The 18863-nt window shown below is 69.2% G+C and carries 16 protein-coding genes; all 16 read left to right on the forward strand.

The window, feature by feature from the left end; genetic code table 11:
- Nucleotides 1-182: 182 nt before the first annotated feature.
- Complete coding sequence (gene rsmH, locus ACFXJL_RS14490; RefSeq protein WP_384692309.1) at nucleotides 183-1172, forward strand: 16S rRNA (cytosine(1402)-N(4))-methyltransferase RsmH; 990 nt, start codon at nucleotides 183-185, stop codon at nucleotides 1170-1172.
- Between the two features lie 97 nt (nucleotides 1173-1269).
- Nucleotides 1270-1980 (forward strand): septum formation initiator family protein, encoded by a 711-nt coding sequence (locus tag ACFXJL_RS14495; RefSeq protein WP_384692312.1) that lies wholly within the window; start codon nucleotides 1270-1272, stop codon nucleotides 1978-1980.
- 4 nt (nucleotides 1981-1984) lie between these two features.
- Entirely contained in the window at nucleotides 1985-3943 is a 1959-nt protein-coding gene (locus ACFXJL_RS14500) for a penicillin-binding protein 2 (RefSeq protein WP_358880139.1), read from the forward strand.
- Between the two features lie 15 nt (nucleotides 3944-3958).
- Nucleotides 3959-5710, forward strand: coding sequence for a UDP-N-acetylmuramoyl-L-alanyl-D-glutamate--2,6-diaminopimelate ligase (locus tag ACFXJL_RS14505; RefSeq protein WP_384692316.1), 1752 nt, complete (start codon nucleotides 3959-3961; stop codon nucleotides 5708-5710).
- 4 nt (nucleotides 5711-5714) lie between these two features.
- Nucleotides 5715-7154 (forward strand): UDP-N-acetylmuramoyl-tripeptide--D-alanyl-D-alanine ligase, encoded by a 1440-nt coding sequence (gene murF / locus ACFXJL_RS14510; RefSeq protein WP_384692319.1) that lies wholly within the window; start codon nucleotides 5715-5717, stop codon nucleotides 7152-7154.
- Complete coding sequence (gene mraY, locus ACFXJL_RS14515) at nucleotides 7151-8221, forward strand: phospho-N-acetylmuramoyl-pentapeptide-transferase (protein WP_358880142.1); 1071 nt, start codon at nucleotides 7151-7153, stop codon at nucleotides 8219-8221. Before murF ends, mraY begins: the two co-directional genes overlap by 4 nt.
- Entirely contained in the window at nucleotides 8218-9714 is a 1497-nt protein-coding gene (gene murD / locus ACFXJL_RS14520) for a UDP-N-acetylmuramoyl-L-alanine--D-glutamate ligase (protein ID WP_384692323.1), read from the forward strand. The genes mraY and murD overlap by 4 nt, the downstream gene beginning before the upstream one ends.
- A gap of 83 nt (nucleotides 9715-9797) precedes the next feature.
- Nucleotides 9798-11378 carry a putative lipid II flippase FtsW gene (ftsW, locus tag ACFXJL_RS14525; protein WP_384692325.1) on the forward strand — a complete coding sequence of 527 codons (1581 nt, stop codon included), beginning with the start codon at nucleotides 9798-9800 and terminating at the stop codon, nucleotides 11376-11378.
- Nucleotides 11379-11384: 6 nt separating this feature from the next.
- The gene (gene murG / locus ACFXJL_RS14530) at nucleotides 11385-12473 is read left to right on the forward strand and encodes an undecaprenyldiphospho-muramoylpentapeptide beta-N-acetylglucosaminyltransferase (protein ID WP_329017433.1); all 1089 of its coding nucleotides are present in this window, start codon (nucleotides 11385-11387) and stop codon (nucleotides 12471-12473) included.
- 60 nt (nucleotides 12474-12533) lie between these two features.
- On the forward strand, nucleotides 12534-13349 hold the full coding sequence (locus ACFXJL_RS14535; protein ID WP_384692328.1) for a cell division protein FtsQ/DivIB: 816 nt from the start codon (nucleotides 12534-12536) through the stop codon (nucleotides 13347-13349).
- Nucleotides 13350-13624: 275 nt separating this feature from the next.
- Nucleotides 13625-14848, forward strand: coding sequence for a cell division protein FtsZ (gene ftsZ, locus ACFXJL_RS14540; protein WP_358930907.1), 1224 nt, complete (start codon nucleotides 13625-13627; stop codon nucleotides 14846-14848).
- Nucleotides 14845-15624, forward strand: coding sequence for a peptidoglycan editing factor PgeF (gene pgeF, locus ACFXJL_RS14545; protein ID WP_384634762.1), 780 nt, complete (start codon nucleotides 14845-14847; stop codon nucleotides 15622-15624). Before ftsZ ends, pgeF begins: the two co-directional genes overlap by 4 nt.
- Nucleotides 15621-16340 (forward strand): YggS family pyridoxal phosphate-dependent enzyme, encoded by a 720-nt coding sequence (locus ACFXJL_RS14550; protein WP_384634765.1) that lies wholly within the window; start codon nucleotides 15621-15623, stop codon nucleotides 16338-16340. Before pgeF ends, ACFXJL_RS14550 begins: the two co-directional genes overlap by 4 nt.
- 141 nt (nucleotides 16341-16481) lie before the next feature.
- A complete protein-coding gene (locus ACFXJL_RS14555; protein WP_358880148.1) occupies nucleotides 16482-17099 on the forward strand; it encodes a cell division protein SepF in 618 nt (205 codons plus the stop codon).
- A gap of 67 nt (nucleotides 17100-17166) precedes the next feature.
- A complete protein-coding gene (locus ACFXJL_RS14560; protein WP_329017413.1) occupies nucleotides 17167-17457 on the forward strand; it encodes a YggT family protein in 291 nt (96 codons plus the stop codon).
- Nucleotides 17458-17520: 63 nt separating this feature from the next.
- Nucleotides 17521-18765, forward strand: a complete 1245-nt coding sequence (locus ACFXJL_RS14565; RefSeq protein WP_358880149.1) for a DivIVA domain-containing protein — start codon at nucleotides 17521-17523, stop codon at nucleotides 18763-18765.
- Nucleotides 18766-18863: the final 98 nt, after the last annotated feature.

Below are 18863 nucleotides of genomic sequence, written 5' to 3' on the forward strand. Positions count from 1 at the left end.
CCGCCCCGCCCGCCACGCCGTCGGGCAGTTGATTGACCGCACCGTACGGTGGACTAAAGTGACGCGGAGTCCACGGACACATCCTGCACTTTCCCCATGATTTCCCCGCGTGTGCGGCGTACGCACGGCTCGGCCCCCGCTCGCCGGTCGATTGGGCCCCGCGTCGGACCTGAGAGGGCGCTTTGAGCAATACCCGCCATGTCCCGGTGATGCTCCAGCGGTGTCTGGACCTGTTGGCCCCGGCCCTGGAACGACCGGGGGAACCCTCCAACCCGGGCGCGGCGCCCGAAACGCCCGTCGTGGTGGACTGCACGCTCGGTCTCGGTGGGCACAGCGAAGCCCTCCTCACCCGCTTCCCCACGGCCCGGCTCATCGGCCTCGACCGCGACAAGGAGGCACTGCGGCTCTCCGGTGAGCGCCTGGCCCCCTTCGGCGATCGCGCGACGCTGGTGCACGCGGTCTACGACGAACTGCCCGAGGTCCTCGACCGTCTCGGCATCCGCCGCGTCCAGGGCGTCCTGTTCGACCTCGGGGTCTCCTCCATGCAACTGGACGAGGCCGATCGCGGCTTCGCCTACGCCCAGGACGCCCCGCTCGACATGCGCATGGACCAGACGACCGGCATCAGCGCCGCCGAGGTGCTCAACACCTACCCGCCCGGTGAACTGGTCCGCATCCTGCGGATGTACGGCGAGGAGAAGCAGGCCCGCCGGATCGTCTCCGCGGTCGTACGGGAGCGGGACAAGGAGCCCTTCTCCCACAGCGCCCGTCTGGTGGAACTGATCCGTGACGCCCTGCCGCAGGCTGCCAAGCGCACCGGCGGCAACCCGGCCAAGCGCACCTTCCAGGCACTGCGTATCGAGGTGAACGGCGAGCTCAGCGTCTTGGAGCGAGCCATTCCGGCCGCGGTAGGACGCCTTGCCATCGGCGGTCGCATTGCCGTGCTCGCCTACCAGTCGCTGGAGGACAGGCTGGTCAAGCAGGTCTTTGCGGCAGGCGCTGCGAACACCGCTCCGGCCGGCCTGCCCGTGGTGCCCGAGGAGTACCAGCCACGGTTGAAGCTGCTGACCCGCGGCGCCGAACTTCCGACGGAAGAGGAAGTCGCGGAGAACCGCCGTGCAGCCCCCGCGCGTCTGAGGGGAGCACAGCGCATCCGTGAGGACGCGTCGTGAGTGACGCGCACCGGTCGCGGCATCGACACGGGAACGCAACGCCCCCGGCTCGCGCATCTGCGGTCGTGGGCACGAGCGGAAGGAACGGGAGGACTCGGTGAGCGCAGCGGCCAAGCAGCTCAAGGGACGTGCTGCCAGACTCTCCCGGCTGATGCCGGCCGGGCCGAGCAGTGCCGCCCGTACTCCCTTCGTCCTGCTGGTCGTGGTGCTGCTCGGCGGTGGTCTGATCGGGCTGCTCCTGCTGAACTCCGCGCTCAACGAAGGTTCGTTCGAGCTCAGCGAACTCAAGCGCAAGACCACGGAACTCACCGACGAGCAGCAGGCGCTCCAACGGGACGTGGACGACTTCTCGGCCCCTGACGCCTTGGAGCGGCGGGCCCGCCAGTTGGGCATGGTCCCCGGCGGCAACCCGGCCTTCATCGACCCCGACGGGACCGTCAGCGGCGAGTCCGACCGGGCGACCTCGTCGCCGTCTCCCGAAGCGACCAGGTCGGTCGAGTCCACTCCGGACGCAGCGGCCGGCTCTTCGGCGGCACCCGGGGCGTCGGCCGAGTCCTCGCCCGCGACACAGGAGCCGCTGGAGCCCCAGGGCTCGGTCTCCGGTGTCACCGAGGTGAATCCAGCACCAGCACCAACACCGACTTCTGCGTCGATCCCGACTCCGGTCGGTCGGACCGGCGTCGAAGCCGGTGTGCCCGCCCTCCCGGTTCCCGCCCCCGACGCCGCAGCCGTCCCGGTGGACCCTGCGGCCTCCCTCCGGGCGTTCGCCCCGCCCGTCAAGCCCACCCCGACACCTCCCGGCAGGTGACGCAGTGCCCCCCAAGGATCCGCCGCCCCCCAGGCGCCGTGTGCCCGGGCCCGCCCAGCGCCGCCCCGCGAGCCCCGGCCGTACCGCCCGCCCGCCCCGGCCCGCGGGGCGCCCCGCACCGCGCGCACTCAAGCTCGGCAACCCCCGGCCGCGACTGCGTCTGGTCAGCTTCGGCCTCACCCTCGTGATGCTGGCCTTCGTGGTCCGGCTGCTCCAGGTGCAGGCGGTGGACGCCGACGCCTATGCGGCCAAGGCCCAGAAGCACCGTTTCATCAGCGTCGAGCTGGCTGCCGAGCGCGGTGAGATCACCGATCGGGCCGGGATCGCACTGGCCGCCAGTGTCGACGCGTACGACATCACCGCCGACCCGAAGCTGTTCACGCCCAAGGAGAGCAAGTCGCCCAACGCGCCCGAACAGGCCGCGGCGCTGCTCGCACCCATCATCGGCAAGACCCCGGCCGAACTGGTCGAGAAGCTGAAGACTCCCAAGTCCCGCTACACGGTCCTGGCCCGCCGCCAGACGCCCCAGGTATGGAACCAGATCAAGGACCTGAAGAAGGTCTACGCCGAGAAGGCCCGGGAGGACCGGGCCAGCGGCGGTCCCGGGATCAGCATCCTCGCCGGCGTCCTCCAGGAGCCCAGCACCAGGCGCGTCTACCCCAACGGTGATCTCGCTGCCGGGATACTGGGTTACGTCAATGCCGACGGGCGCGGCGGCGGCGGGATCGAGTCAATGTTGGACACGACGCTGGCCGGCAAGGACGGCGAGATCACCTACCCCCAGTCCGGTGGGCGCCGCGTCCCCACCGCCGACGGCACCCGCGAGACACCCGCGGTGCCCGGCTCCGACATCGAGCTCACCATCGACCGCGACATCCAGTGGGCGGCCCAGCGCGCGATCAGCGACCAGGTCCGCGAGTCCAAGGCCGACCGCGGTTACGTCATAGTGCAGGACACGCAGACCGGTGAGGTCCTCGCCATGGCCAATGCCCCGGGCTTCGACCCCAACGACCTCTCCCAGGCCAACACCACGGCCATGGGCAACGCGGCCCTCCAGGACGCCTACGAACCCGGCTCCACGGCCAAGGTCATGTCGATGGCCGCCGTACTGGAGGAAGGCGTCGCCACCCCGGAGACGCACGTGACCGTCCCCAACCGCCTCCACCGCGGCGACCGACTGTTCAAGGACGACATCGACCACCCGACCTGGTACCTCACGCTCAACGGGGTGCTCGCCAAGTCCAGCAACATCGGGACCATCCTCGCCACGGGCCAACTCGGCAAGAACCAGACCGAGGCCAACCGGGTCCTCCACTCCTACCTGCGCAAGTTCGGCATGGGCAGTCCCAGCGGCCTCGAATACCCGGGTGAGACCCCCGGCATCCTCGCCCGCCCCTCGAAGTGGTCCACGTCGCAGCAGTACACGATCCCCTTCGGCCAGGGCTTCTCCATCAACGCCATGCAGGCCGCCTCGGTCTACTCGACGATCGCCAACGGCGGCATGCGCATCGAGCCCACCCTGGTCCGCGGCACCAGGGGCCCCGACGGCCAGTTCAGTGCCGCCCCCGCCCCCAAGAAGACCCGCGTCGTCAGCGAACAGACCGCAACGACGCTGGCCACGATGATGGAATCCGTCGTCGGCAACGAAGAGGGCACCGGCACCAAGGCCCGCATCCCCGGCTACCGGGTCGCGGGCAAGACCGGCACCGCCAACCGCGTCGACCCGGATCTCGGCCGCTACCGCGGCTACACCGCTTCCTTCGCCGGCTTCGCACCCGCCGACAAGCCCCGCATCACCGTGTACTGCGCCATCCAGAACCCCACCGAAGGCAGCTACTTCGGCGGACAGATCTGCGGCCCGATCTATCAGAAAGTGATGCAGTTCGCGCTCAAGACCCTCAAGGTGCCGCCCACCGGCAATGAACCCACCCGGCTTCCCGTGACCTTCAAGCCCGGCGAATGACCCGAGGAACCACCAGTGACAACGACGAAGCCCGAACCCGGGAACAGCGGCCCCGGGCAGCACACCTCATTTAGCCCCCCGGCGGGGGAGCCCGGTACGCTCACCGCCGTGCCGCACCGTGATCAGTACCAAAACCCCCAGCAGGACGTCCCGGCGAAACAGCCGGGAGCACCCCGTCCGGACCGGACCCACCCCACACCGCTCGGGGAGCTGGCCGCCCGGCTCGGGGTGGCGGATCCCGCTCCCGGCGAGGCCGCCGGCGCGGAGACGATCACCAGTGCGGACGCCCCGGCCACCTCCGCCGAGTCGGGCCCCGTGCGAGTCACCGGCATCACCCACGACTCGCGCGCCGTCCGACCCGGCGACATCTACGCCGCACTGCCCGGCGCACGACTGCACGGCGCCGACTTCGTCGCCCAGGCCGTCGATCTCGGTGCCGCCGCGATCCTCACCGACCCGTCGGGCGCCGAGCGTGCGACCGCGACCGGGCTGCCGGTCCTGGTGACCGAGGATCCGAGGGCCCGGATGGGGGAGCTGGCCACCGAGATCTACGGACACCCCGGGGACGACCTCCTCCAGATCGGCATCACCGGGACCTCCGGCAAGACGACCTCCGCCTATCTCGTCGAGGGCGGCCTGCGCGCCGCCGGGCGTGCCACCGGTCTGATCGGCACCGTCGAGATGCGGATCGGCGACGAAGCCCTCAAGTCGGAGCGCACGACGCCCGAGGCCACCGATCTCCAGGCCCTCTTCGCCGTGATGCGCGAGCGTGGGGTGGAGGCCGTCGCCATGGAGGTCTCCAGCCACGCACTGGTGCTCGGCAGGGTCGACGGCTGCGTCTTCGACGTCGCGGTCTTCAACAACCTCAGCCCCGAGCACATGGAGTTCCACTCGGGCATGGAGGACTACTTCCAGGCCAAGGCGCAACTCTTCACCCCCGAGCGCAGCAAGCTCGGCGTGGTCAACCTCGACGACGCCTACGGGCGCAGGCTGGTCACCGAGGCGTCCGTGCCCGTCGTCACCTTCTCCGCCGAGGGACACCCGGACGCCGACTGGCGCGCGGAGGGCGTCGAACTGGGCGTCTTTGGCTCCGTGTTCACCGCCGTCGGACCCGATGGCGTGCGCATCGAGGCCAGGTCCCCCCTGCCCGGCGCGTTCAACGTCGCCAACACGCTGGCCGCCATCGTCACCCTGGCCGCCGCGGGCATCGCCCCCCAGACCGCCGCCGACGGCATCGCCACCGTGCCCGGAGTACCCGGCCGGCTGGAGCGCATCGATGAAGGGCAGCCCTACCTCGCCGTCGTCGACTACGCCCACAAGACCGACGCCGTCGACTCGGTGCTGCGCTCCCTGCGTAAGGTCACCAAGGGCCGGCTGCACATCGTCCTCGGCTGCGGCGGCGACCGCGACACCACCAAGCGCGGCCCGATGGGCGCAGCCGCCGCCCGGCTCGCCGACACCGTCGTGCTGACGTCGGACAACCCGCGTTCGGAGGACCCCCTGGCGATCTTGGCCGCCATGCTCGCCGGAGCCGCCGAAGTGCCCGTCCACGAGCGGGGTGACGTCCTCGTCGAAGCCGACCGGGCCGCCGCCATCGCCACCGCCGTCGCCAGGACCGAACCAGGCGACACCGTACTGATCGCCGGCAAGGGCCATGAACAGGGCCAGGACGTCGCCGGGGTCGTGCGCCCCTTCGACGACCGCCAGGTGCTCCGCGCTGCCATTCGCGACTCCCGTGCCACCCTTCACCACACAGCCCAGGGATGACCCAGTGATCGCCCTCTCCCTCTCCGAGGTCGCCGCCATCGTCGGCGGGCAGCCCCACGACATACCGGATATGGACCTCCGGATCACCGGCCCGGTCGTCATGGACTCCCGCCAGGTGCGGCCCGGCGCCCTCTTCACCGCGTTCGCCGGCGAACGCGTCGACGGCCATGACTTCGCCGCGCGGGCCGTCGCCGACGGCGCGGTGGCCGTCCTCGCCACCCGGCCCGTCGGCGTCCCCGCCATCGTCGTGGACGACGTCACCGGGGCACTCGGGGCGCTCGCCCGCCATGTCGTCGAACGCCTCGGTGCCACCACCGTCGCCCTCACCGGCTCGGCCGGAAAGACCAGCACCAAGGACCTGATCGCCCAACTCCTGGAGCGCAAGGGGCCCACCGTCTACCCGGAGGGGAACCTCAACAACGAGATCGGTCTGCCCCTCACCGCGCTGCGCGCCGACGAGAAGACCGAACACCTCGTCCTGGAGATGGGCGCCCGCTACATCGGCGACATCCGCTACCTCACCAGTCTGGTGCCCCCGCGGATCTCCCTCGTACTGAACGTCGGCACCGCCCACATCGGCGAGTTCGGCGGCCGTGAGCAGATCGCGGAGGCGAAGGGCGAGATCGTCGAGGCCCTACCGCCCGCCGAACAGGGCGGTGTTGCCGTCCTCAACGCCGACGACCCCCTCGTACGCGCCATGGCCTCCCGCACCACGGCCCGTGTGATCACCTTCGGCGAGTCCGAAACCGCCGATGTACGTGCCGAGAATGTCCGGCTCACCCAGCAAGGTCAGCCCGCCTTCACGCTTCACACCCCCACCGGGTGCGGCGATGTGACTATGCGGCTGTACGGTGAGCACCACGTGTCGAACGCGCTCGCTGCCGCCGCCGTCGCCCATGAGCTGGGCCTACCCGCCGAAGAGATCGCCCTCGCGCTCTCACAGGCCGGTACCCTCTCCCGCTGGCGCATGGAGGTCACCGAGCGTCCGGACGGCGTGACGATCGTCAACGACGCCTACAACGCGAACCCCGAGTCCATGAGGGCGGCGCTGCGCGCGCTTGCCGCCATGGGCACAGGCGCACAGGCCCGGGGGGGAAGAACGTGGGCGGTGCTCGGCCTGATGGCCGAGCTCGGTGACGAAGCGCTCGCCGAGCACGACGCGGTCGGACGGCTCGCCGTCCGACTCAACGTCAGCAAGCTCGTCGCGGTCGGGGGCAGGGAAGCGTCCTGGCTGCAACTGGGCGCATATAACGAGGGTTCGTGGGGTGAGGAGTCGGTGCACGTGTCCGACGCGCAGGCGGCGGTCGACCTGTTGCGCAGTGAGTTGCGCCCGGGAGACGTCGTGCTGGTGAAGGCGTCCAGATCGGTCGGCCTTGAGCGGGTGGCCCAGGCATTGCTCGACAGCGCGGCAGTGCCCACGGATGGGCAGGGTGCCGGTCGATGAGGCAGATCCTCTTCGCGGGGGCCATCGGGCTCTTCCTGACCCTCATCGGCACCCCGCTGCTGATCAAGCTGCTGGCCCGCAAGGGCTACGGCCAGTTCATTCGGGATGACGGCCCGCGCAGCCACGGCAGCAAGAAGGGCACGCCCACCATGGGCGGCATCTCCTTCATCCTGGCCACTCTGATCGCGTACGCACTCGCCAAGGTGATCACCGGGGAGCGGCCGACGATCTCCGGCATCCTGGTGCTGTTCCTGATGGCGGGCATGGGAGTCGTCGGTTTCCTCGACGACTACATCAAAATCGTCAAGCAGCGCTCGCTCGGCCTCCGGGCCAAGGCGAAGATGGCCGGCCAGTTGATCGTCGGCATCGCGTTCGCGGTGCTCTCGCTCCAGTTCGCCGACAAGCGCGATCTGACCCCGGCCTCGACCAAGCTGTCGTTCATCAATGACTTCGGCTGGTCGATCGGGCCCGTGCTGTTCGTCATCTGGGCCCTGTTCATGATTCTCGCCATGTCCAACGGCGTGAATCTGACGGACGGTCTGGACGGCCTGGCCACCGGCGCATCGGTGATGGTCTTCGGCGCCTACACCTTCATCGGCCTCTGGCAGTTCCAGGAGTCCTGTGCGAACGCGGTCTCGCTGACCAACCCGGCCGCCTGCTTCGAGGTGCGCGATCCGCTCGACCTCGCCGTCGTCGCCTCCGCCCTGATGGGCGCCTGCTTCGGCTTCCTGTGGTGGAACACCTCACCCGCCAAGATCTTCATGGGGGACACCGGGTCACTGGCGCTCGGCGGTGCGCTCGCGGGTCTGGCGATCTGCTCCCGCACCGAACTGCTGCTCGCCCTCCTCGGCGGACTCTTCGTCCTGATCACCATGTCCGTGGTCATCCAGGTCGGCTCCTTCCGGATGACGGGCAAGCGGGTCTTCCGAATGGCCCCGCTCCAGCACCACTTCGAACTCAAGGGGTGGTCCGAAGTCCTTGTCGTGGTCAGGTTCTGGATCATCCAGGGCATGTGCGTGATCGTGGGTCTGGGGCTCTTCTACGCGGGCTGGGCGGCCGACAAGTGAGTACGGGGGCGCAGTGGCAGGGCCGGCGGGTCACCGTCGCCGGCCTCGGGGTGTCGGGCATCCCGGCGGCCAAGGTCCTGTCCGGCCTCGGAGCCGTCGTCACGGTCGTCAACGACGGCGACGACGAGCGCTCCCGGGCCCAGGCGGCCGACCTGCTGCGGTGGGCCGCCGAGCACGAGGCGGCGGGTGAGGAGCCCCGCGGGTCGATCACCGTACGCCTCGGCGACGGCGCCACCCTGCCCGAAGGCACCGAACTCGTCGTCACCGCCCCCGGCTGGCAGCCCGACAAGCCCCTCTTCGGGGCCGCCGCCGAGGCGGGCGTGGAGATCTGGGGCGATGTGGAACTCGCCTGGCGGCTGCGCGGTCTCCACGGCCGCAAGGTCGCGCCCTGGCTCGCCGTCACCGGCACCAACGGCAAGACGACCACCGTACGGATGCTCGCGGCCATCCTCGAAGCCGCCGGCCTACGCACGGCGGCCGTCGGCAATATCGGGGTCTCCCTGCTCGATGCCGTCCTCGGCGACGAAGCAGCCGAAGGCGGCAGCGAACACGGTGAGTACGACGTGCTCGCCGTCGAACTCTCCAGCTACCAACTGCACTGGGCACCCTCCGTACGGGCCCACTCCGCCGTCGTCCTCAACCTGGCCCCCGACCACATCGACTGGCACGGTTCGATGGCCGCGTACGCCGCCGACAAGGGGCGCGTCTACGAGGGCAACACCGTCGCCTGCGTCTACAACGCGGCGGACACCGCGACCGAGGACCTCGTCCGCGGCGCCGATGTCGAAGAGGGCTGTCGGGCGATCGGTTTTACGCTCGGCACCCCAGGGCCCTCACAACTCGGTGTCGTCGACGGCATCCTGGTCGACCGGGCCTTCGTGGAGAACCGGCAACAACAGGCTCAGGAACTCGCCGAAGTGGCCGACGTCAACCCACCGGCGCCGCACAACATCGCCAACGCCCTCGCGGCGGCGGCGCTGGCCCGGGCCTACGGTGTTCCTGCGGCGGCGGTACGGGACGGACTGCGGGCCTTCCGCCCCGACCCGCACCGCATCGAGAAGGTCGCGGACGTCGCCGAGGTCGCCTACATTGACGACTCCAAGGCGACCAACACCCATGCTGCCGAGGCGTCCTTGGCCGCCTACGACCCCATCGTGTGGATCGCGGGCGGATTGGCCAAGGGGGCGACCTTCGACGAACTGGTCTCCGCTTCGGCCACTCGGCTGCGCGGAGCCGTACTGATGGGGGCTGATCGTGGGCTCATCCTCGAAGCCCTGCGGCGACACGCCCCCGACGTCCCGGTCGTCACCCTCGACCGGACCGACACTGGGGCGATGGCGGCGGCGGTCCAGGAAGCCGCACGGCTCGCCCGGCCGGGGGACACCGTCCTCCTGGCCCCGGCCTGCGCTTCCATGGACATGTTCGTCAACTACAACAAGCGGGGCGAGGCGTTCGCGGACGCGGTTCGCGCACTCGCCGCACAGCGCGCCTGACCGGCCCGACCTCCGCGCCGCGGACATCGGGGTCCGCCCCGGTGGCCGCGGCGCGCCGGGCACGACTGGAGGGGACGGCGGCCATGCCGGCTGACGACATCGAACCCGCCGCGGCACACGCTGCTCGGCGACCATCCCCCCGGGTGGCCGACGACACCGGTGTGCCGCATGGTCCGCACGGGCGCGTCCCGGAGAAGCCACCCTTCCGTCCGTCCGCGCCGCGCACACGCGCCTCCCGTCGACCCGGCGCCATCGGCGACCGACTCGCCGAGACCGCCCGCGCGCTGCTGCCGACCCCCGCCTTCGCCGGGCTGCCGCAGGAGCGCGGCGCCTTTCCCGGACGAGTCCTGCGCAGCGGGACCGCCCCCGCGCGAGGCCCCGTGGCCCGCGGTCGGACCGGCACCCCCGGCTCCTCCCGCCCGCCCCGGGGCAGGGGCCTACGAAGGCTCTACGAGCGTGCCCGCCGGGCCTGGGACCGTCCGCTCACCGCGTACTACCTGATCCTTGGCAGCGGCATGCTGATCACCGTGCTGGGCCTGGTGATGGTCTACTCCGCCTCGATGATCACGGCGCTGGAGTACGACCTCCCCGCCTCCTACTTCTTCCGCAAACAGTTCCTCGCCGCGGCCATCGGCACCGGACTCCTGCTCTTCGCCTCCCGCATGCCCTCCCGGCTGCACCGGGCACTCGCGTACCCGCTGCTCGTCGGCGCGGTCTTCCTGATGGTCCTGGTGCAGATCCCGGGGATAGGGCAGTCGGTCAAGGGCAACCAGAACTGGCTCTCCATCGGCGGCCCCTTCCAGCTCCAACCCAGCGAGTTCGGCAAGCTCGCCCTCATCCTCTGGGGAGCCGATCTCCTTGCCCGCAAGCACGACAAACGGCTGCTGACCCAGTGGAAGCACATGCTGGTCCCGCTGGTCCCGGTCGCCTTTATGCTGCTCGGGCTGATCATGCTCGGCGGGGACATGGGCACCTCGATCATCCTCACCGCGATCCTCTTCGGACTGCTCTGGATGGCTGGCGCCCCCACCCGGCTGTTCGCGGGCGTCCTCGGCTTCGCCGCCCTGGTCGGGTTCGTGTTCATCAGGACGAGCGAGAACCGCATGGCCCGGCTGGAGTGCATCGGCGCCATCGACCTCGGCCCCAAGGGCGAATGCTGGCAGGCGGTCCATGGAATCTACGCCCTGGCGTCCGGCGGCTGGTTCGGTTCCGGCCTGGGTGCAAGCTTGGAGAAATGGGGGCAACTCCCCGAAGCCCATACCGATTTCATCTTCGCCATCGTCGGGGAGGAACTGGGCCTGGCGGGGACGCTGTCCGTGCTCGCCCTGTTCGCGGCTCTAGGCTATGCGGGTATCCGCGTGGCCGGACGCACGGAGGACCCCTTCGTGAGGTACGCGGCGGGAGGCGTGACCACCTGGATCATGGCGCAGGCCGTGGTCAACATCGGTGCAGTGCTCGGACTGCTGCCGATCGCGGGTGTCCCGCTGCCGCTGTTCTCCTACGGAGGGTCAGCCCTGCTGCCGTCCATGTTCGCTATCGGGCTGCTGATCGCCTTCGCGCGTGAAGACCCGGCCGCGAAAGCGGCCCTGGCCGTGCGGAGGCCAGGGGTGAGATGGAAGACGATGAGACGGCGCATCACCAAGCGTCCGTCCGGAGAGCGGTGAAATTCGGTGCATGTCGTACTCGCCGGTGGCGGAACCGCCGGCCACATCGAGCCCGCGCTCGCGCTCGCGGACGCCCTGCGGAGGCAGGATCCATCCGTGGGCATCACGGCCCTCGGCACGGAGCGCGGATTGGAGACCAGGCTCGTCCCCGAGCGCGGCTACGAACTGGCGCTCATTCCCGCCGTACCGCTCCCGCGGAAGCCCACCCCGGAACTGATCACGGTCCCCGGTCGACTCCGCGGCACCATCAAGGCCGCCGAGCAGATCCTGGAGCGCACCAAGGCGGACTGCGTCGTCGGATTCGGCGGATATGTGGCGCTGCCCGGCTACCTCGCGGCCAAGCGCCGGGGCGTGCCGATCGTCGTCCACGAGGCCAACGCCCGCCCCGGCCTCGCCAACAAGATCGGCTCCCGGTACGCCGCCGGGGTGGCCGTCGCCACGCCCGACAGCAAACTGCGCAACGCCCGCTACATCGGCATTCCGCTGCGGTACTCGATCGCCACGCTCGACCGGGCGCGGGTCCGCCCCGAGGCGCGCGCCGCCTTCGGGCTCGACCCCAACCTGCCAACCCTGTTGGTCTCGGGCGGCTCCCAGGGCGCCCGACGGCTCAATGAGGTCGTCCAGCAGGCCGCGCCGATCCTCCAGCGCTCGGGAATCCAGATCCTGCACGCGGTCGGGCCGAAGAATGAACTGCCGCACGTGGACAACATGCCCGGAATGCCGCCCTACATCCCGGTACCGTACGTGGACCGGATGGACCTCGCGTACGCGGCGGCCGACATGATGCTCTGCCGTGCGGGCGCGATGACCGTCGCCGAACTCTCCGCCGTCGGGCTTCCCGCCGCCTACGTCCCGTTGCCGATCGGCAACGGCGAACAGCGGCTCAACGCCCAGCCGGTGGTCAAGGCGGGCGGTGGACTGCTCGTCGACGACGCCGAACTGACCCCCCAGTGGGTCCAGGGCAACGTCCTGCCGGTACTGGCCGATCCGCATCGGCTGTACGAGATGTCCCGCGCGGCTGCCGAGTTCGGCCGCAGGGACGCCGACGAACTGTTGGTCGGCATGGTGTACGAGGCGATCGCGGCACGTCGATAGGCGTGGACCGCGTGGCCCGGGGGAAACGCCCCGGGCCCCAGCCGGAAGGAGACCCGGAGCGTGGTCGGACCCACCACCACGGAACGCGGTTCGCGCGATCCGTCCCCGTCGTCGCAGCGCCCGACCGGGCGGCCGTCGTCGGACCCCCCGGGCGCCGCCCCCCGCCTCCGCCGGCTGCTGACCCCCCGCACCCTGGTGCTCGCCCTGCTGGCCGTCGCACTGCTCGCGGGCGGGATCTGGGTGTTGTACGGGTCCGATTGGCTGCGCGTGGAACGCGTGAAGGTCTCGGGCGCCGAGGTGTTGACGACGGAACAGGTGATTTCGGCGGCGGGCGTTCCGATGGGAGCACCACTTGTCTCCGTCGACACAGACGGTATTGAGTCAAGATTGCGCGAGCGTCTGCCTCGGATCGATGATGTGGAAGTCGCCCGGTCCTGGCCGCACGGCGTTACTCTCACGGTTACCGAGCGCACACCTGTACTGCTTCTCACCAAGGGTGCCCGGTTCGTCGAAGTGGATGCGGGGGGAGTCCGGTTCGCCACTGTCGACAAGGCACCGGCTTCGGTCCCCCTCTTGAAGTTGTCCACGGTGCAGGCACCGAGCCTGCGGCGCTTTCCCGTGGACCGGTTGATCGGGGAGGCCGTGGGTGTCACGAGTCAACTCCCGGTAAAGGTCAGCAAGAACGTACGCAGTCTTGTAGTCCGTTCATATGACGACATGTCCCTTGAGTTGACGGACGGTCGCACCGTGGCGTGGGGGAGTCCTGAGGAGGGTGAGTCGAAAGCCCGTGCCCTGACCGCGCTGCTGAAAGCGGACCCCGGGGCGCGGCACTTCGACGTGAGCTCGCCCATCGCTCCAGCTTCATCGGGGAGTTGACGCACAAATGACCCCCTGAGCACCCTGGCTGGTCACCGCGACGGCTGATCACATAGGGTGAAAAGAAAAACGGGAGGTTCGGCGTGTTCATTGAACGTGCGCCGCTTGTCGACTTAGTGTCCTGTTCGGAAGAGTCCAACGAACAGTCACACTGGTAACCCTAAACTTCAACGTTAGGGTTTGGGTCGGCGATTCGGACCGTCCCATCGGCATCCGTCGTCGCAACGCGCACAGAGCGTGGTGGCGACACGTAATCGAGGCGAGAGGCCTTCGACGTGGCAGCACCGCAGAACTACCTCGCAGTCATCAAGGTCATCGGTGTCGGCGGCGGTGGTGTCAATGCCATCAACCGAATGATCGAGGTCGGCCTCAAGGGCGTTGAGTTCATCGCTATCAACACCGACGCACAGGCGCTGTTGATGAGTGACGCCGACGTCAAGCTTGACGTCGGTCGCGAACTCACCCGGGGCCTTGGCGCCGGCGCCAATCCGGCCGTCGGTCGCAAGGCGGCAGAGGACCACCGCGAAGAGATCGAAGAGGTCCTCAAGGGGGCCGACATGGTCTTCGTCACCGCGGGAGAGGGCGGCGGCACCGGCACCGGTGGCGCGCCCGTCGTGGCCAACATCGCCCGCTCCCTGGGTGCCCTCACCATCGGCGTGGTCACCCGGCCCTTCACCTTCGAGGGTCGGCGCAGGGCCAATCAGGCGGAGGACGGCATCGCGGAACTCCGCGAAGAGGTCGACACCCTCATCGTCATCCCGAACGACCGACTGCTGTCCATCTCGGACCGTCAGGTGAGTGTTCTGGACGCCTTCAAGTCGGCGGACCAGGTACTGCTCTCCGGCGTCCAGGGCATCACCGACCTCATCACCACCCCGGGTCTGATCAACCTCGACTTCGCCGACGTCAAGTCCGTGATGTCCGAGGCCGGATCGGCGCTGATGGGCATCGGTTCGGCCCGCGGCGACGACCGCGCGGTGGCCGCCGCCGAGATGGCGATCTCCTCGCCGCTCCTCGAAGCGTCGATCGACGGCGCCCGTGGCGTGCTGCTCTCCATCTCGGGCGGTTCGGACCTCGGTCTCTTCGAGATCAATGAGGCCGCGCAGCTCGTGAGCGAAGCCGCCCACCCCGAGGCCAACATCATCTTCGGAGCGGTCATCGACGACGCCCTCGGGGACGAGGTCCGCGTCACGGTCATCGCCGCCGGGTTCGACGGCGGTCAGCCGCCGAGCCCGAACGCCCGGGTCAAGGTCGTCGGGGGATCCACGCAGGGTCCCAAGGCAGCCGACAGTCACTCGGTGCCCCGGCCGGGCGGCCAGGACGACTCCCACCGGGTGTCGGAACTGGGCAACGTACCGCCGAGGAAGCCCGCTCCCGAGCCGGCTCCCGTGCCCGACGACGACCGGACCTGGTTGCCGCCCATGACTTCGGCGCATTCCTACGGGGACTCACCCGCCCCCGAGGAGTTGGACGTGCCGGACTTTTTGAAGGGGCCGTGAAGCACCACGCGATAGACGCGAGCGGCGCGCACTTCGCCTTCACTGACAAGTGGGGTGGAGTGAGCGCCGCTCCGTACGAACAGCTCAACCTCGGCGGCGCGGTCGGCGACGACCCCGCCGCCGTTCTGGCCAACCGGGCCATCGCGGCGAGGGGTCTGGGCCTCGACCCCGATCGGGTCGTCTGGATGAACCAGGTGCACGGCAAGGACGTCGCGCTGGTCGAAGGACCGTGGGGAGATGCCCCGGTGCCCGAGGTCGACGCCCTGGTGACGGACCGTCGTGGGCTCGCCCTCGCCGTGCTCACGGCCGACTGCACTCCCGTGCTGTTGGCCGATCCGGTCGCCGGGGTGGTGGCGGCGGCGCACGCCGGTCGTCCCGGAATGGTGGCCGGCATCGTGCCCGAGACCGTCAAGGCGATGATGACCCTGGGCGCCGAGCCCGAGCGGATCGTCGCCCGTACCGGACCCGCCGTCTGCGGACGGTGCTACGAGGTTCCGCAGGAGATGCGGGCCGACGTCGCTGCGGTCGAGCCCGAAGCCTGGTCCGAGACCAGTTGGGGTACCCCCGCCGTCGATGTGAGCGCCGCAGTCCATGCCCAGCTCCGGGCGCTCGGTGTGCGGGACCTCCGCTCGTCCGAGGTCTGCACATGGGAATCGCCCGACCACTACTCGTACCGCCGTGACCGGACCACCGGACGGTTGGCCGGATATATCTGGCTGACACCGCTCCCCGTGGGGACGGACTCCGGCTCCCCCGCAGGAGAGACCGCAGCATGACGGACCGTCGAAACGAACTCGCCGGCAATCTGGCCCGTGTGGAGGAACGTATCGCCTCTGCTTGTGCCGCTGCGGGACGCACGCGGGAGGAGGTGACCCTCATCGTGGTCACCAAGACCTATCCGGCCAGTGATGTACGCCTCCTTCATGAACTCGGCGTGCGACACGTGGCCGAGAATCGCGATCAGGACGCCGCACCCAAGGCCATGGCTTGTGCCGATTTGAACCTCACATGGCACTTTGTCGGCCAATTGCAGACCAATAAGGTTCGTTCGGTCGTTCGTTACGCGGATGTGGTGCAATCAGTGGACCGCGTCAAGCTGGTCACTGCTCTCTCGTCCGCGGCGGTCCGCGACGGACGGGAAATCGGCTGCCTCGTCCAGGTCGCCCTGGATGCCCAGGAGGGCGGACGGGGTGATCGAGGAGGTGTCGCTCCGGACGGAATCGAAGAACTGGCCGCCGCAGTTGACGGTGCGCCAGGGTTGCGACTCGACGGACTGATGACCGTGGCGCCGCTGACCGGGCCCTATGCGGAGCGGCAACGCCTCGCATTCGAGAGGCTGGTGGAATTCTCATCCAGCCTGCGCGTCGCCCATCCGGCTGCGAACATGGTGTCAGCAGGGATGAGCTCGGACCTCGAAGAGGCAGTGGCGGCCGGAGCGACACATGTGCGCGTCGGCACCGCGGTACTCGGAGTCCGTCCTCGGCTCGGGTAACGTCGCCAAGCAAGTCGGACCACAGCAGACAATATGGTCATTCCCGCAGTAAGACGGGCAGACCCAGTGGATCGCGGGCACTTGGTGACACTGCGACATTCGTGACTAGGGCGATCCACCACAGAGCGGAGGACTCAGAGAATGGCCGGCGCGATGCGCAAGATGGCGGTCTACCTCGGCCTCGTGGAGGACGATGGATACGACGGCAGGGGTTTTGATCCCGACGACGACTTCGAACCCGAGCCGGAGCCCGAGCGGGAGCACCGGCGGCATCAGCCCGCGCACCCCGTCGAGCGCGAAGAACCGGTCCGAGCCGTGCAGCCTCCGGCGCCCCGTGAGCCACTGTCACGTCCCGCTCCGCTATCAGCAGAAAGCGGACGTCCGGCGCGAATTGCCCCCGTGGCGTCTATCACACCTGAACGTCCGAGCCTGGAGAAGAACGCACCGGTGATCATGCCCAAGGTTGTGTCCGAGCGGGAGCCGTACCGCATCACGACGTTGCACCCGCGGACCTACAACGAGGCCCGTACCATCGGGGAACACTTCCGAGAGGGCACTCCGGTGATCATGAATCTCACCGAGATGGACGACACCGATGCAAAGCGACTTGTCGACTTTGCCGCGGGACTTGTCTTCGGTTTGCATGGCAGCATTGAGCGGGTGACGCAGAAGGTGTTCCTGTTGTCTCCTGCTAACGTCGATGTCACGGCGGAGGACAAGGCCCGTATCGCAGAGGGCGGATTCTTCAACCAGAGCTGAGAAGCGCAACACCGGGACCGGTCGCGAAGCGGCCGGAGTCAGAGCACAGGGGAGAGGGAAGCGCGGGATGGGCGTCGCACTACAGGTGGTCTACATCGCGCTGATGTGCTTCCTCATCGTGCTGATCTTCCGGCTTGTCATGGACTATGTCTTTCAGTTCGCCCGTTCATGGCAACCCGGCAAGGTGATGGTGGTCGTCCTTGAGGCGACCTACACTGTCACCGATCCACCGCTCAAGCTCCTTCGGCGGTTCATTCCGCCGTTGCGTCTCGGGGGCGTGGCACTCGACCTGTCCTTCTTCGTTCTGATGATCATCGTCTGGATCCTGATCTCCCTCGTGAGTGGCTTGGCGAGGTGATCAAGTAACTGTGGACGATACGGTCTTGCCGACTGCCGACGACTACGTAGAGGTGAAGAAGAGATGCCGCTGACCCCCGAGGACGTGCGGAACAAGCAGTTCACGACCGTCCGCCTCCGAGAAGGCTATGACGAGGACGAGGTCGATGCCTTCCTCGACGAGGTCGAGTCCGAGCTGACCCGCTTGCTCCGCGAGAACGAGGACCTGCGAGCCAAGTTGGCTGCGGCGACCCGTGCGGCGGCGCAGAACCAGCAGCAACAAGGCATGCGCAAACCGCCGGAGCCGCAGGACGGCCGCGGCGGACCCGGGGCACCTGTCCCCGCCGCCATATCCGGACCTCCGGTCCAGCAGCAGCAGCCCCCGCAGATGGGTCCGCCCCAACTGCCTGGTGGTGCTCCGCAGCTGCCGGCCGGTCCGAGCCATGGTGGACAGAACCACGGCGGCCCCATGGGCGGTCCCGGTCAGATGCAGGGCGGGCCCGGTCAGATGGGCGGTCCTGGTCAGATGCAGGTCGGTCCCGGTCAGATGCAGGGTGGCCCTGGTCAGATGCAGGGCGGCCCCATGCAGGGCAACCCGATGCAGGGTGGTCCCATGGGTGGGCCTCCGCAGATGGGCAACCCGATGCAGGGCGGCCCCATGGGCGGTCACCCGCAGCAGATGCAGCAGATGCAGCAGCCCGTTCAGGGTCCCGCCGGTGGCGACAGCGCCGCTCGGGTGCTCTCGCTCGCACAGCAGACCGCTGACCAGGCGATCGCGGAGGCCCGTTCCGAGGCCAACAAGATCGTGGGAGAGGCTCGTTCGCGCGCCGAGGGCCTGGAGCGGGACGCCCGCGCCAAGGCCGATGCGCTGGAGCGGGACGCGCAGGAGAAGCACCGCGTCGCGATGGGCTCCCTGGAGTCCGCACGTGCCACGCTGGAGCGCAAGGTCGAGGACCTCCGTGGCTTCGAGCGGGAGTACCGCACCCGTCTGAAGTCCTACCTGGAGAGCCAGCTGCGTCAGCTGGAGACCCAGGCGGACGATTCGCTGGCTCCGCCGCGCACGCCGTCGGCCGCTTCGCTGCCGCCCGCGCCTTCGATGGCTTCCGCGGGTGCGAGTTCCATGGGCCACTCCATGGCCGGCAGTTCCTCCATGGGCCAGTCCATGGGCGGTGGCCCGTCGATGGGAGGGGCTCCCTCCTACGGTGGTCAGCAGCAGATGTCCCCGGCGATGACTCAGCCGATGGCGCCTGTTCGACCGCAGGCACCGCAGCCGATGCAGCAGGCGCCCGCGCCGATGCGCGGCTTCCTGATCGACGAGGACGACAACTGACAGGCGAGCACGCGCTCAGCGCGTAACCTTCTCGGCAGTCGAGGGGCGGGGGGCCCGCCCACCCGACAGGGGGGCGCCCGGTATTAAAGTGGGGGGTA

Source organism: Streptomyces sp. NPDC059256, assembly GCF_042753785.1.
Taxonomy (GTDB): domain Bacteria; phylum Actinomycetota; class Actinomycetes; order Streptomycetales; family Streptomycetaceae; genus Streptomyces.

Bases quoted from the DNA above. Each gene is read 5' to 3' on its own strand.
- ftsW (WP_384692325.1), top strand. From the start codon at position 9,798: ATGCCGGCTGACGACATCGAACCCGCCGCGGCACACGCTGCTCGGCGA.
- mraY (WP_358880142.1), top strand. From the start codon at position 7,151: ATGAGGCAGATCCTCTTCGCGGGGGCCATCGGGCTCTTCCTGACCCTC.
- ACFXJL_RS14565 (WP_358880149.1), top strand. From the start codon at position 17,521: ATGCCGCTGACCCCCGAGGACGTGCGGAACAAGCAGTTCACGACCGTC.
- ACFXJL_RS14560 (WP_329017413.1), top strand. From the start codon at position 17,167: ATGGGCGTCGCACTACAGGTGGTCTACATCGCGCTGATGTGCTTCCTC.
- ACFXJL_RS14550 (WP_384634765.1), top strand. From the start codon at position 15,621: ATGACGGACCGTCGAAACGAACTCGCCGGCAATCTGGCCCGTGTGGAG.
- ACFXJL_RS14555 (WP_358880148.1), top strand. From the start codon at position 16,482: ATGGCCGGCGCGATGCGCAAGATGGCGGTCTACCTCGGCCTCGTGGAG.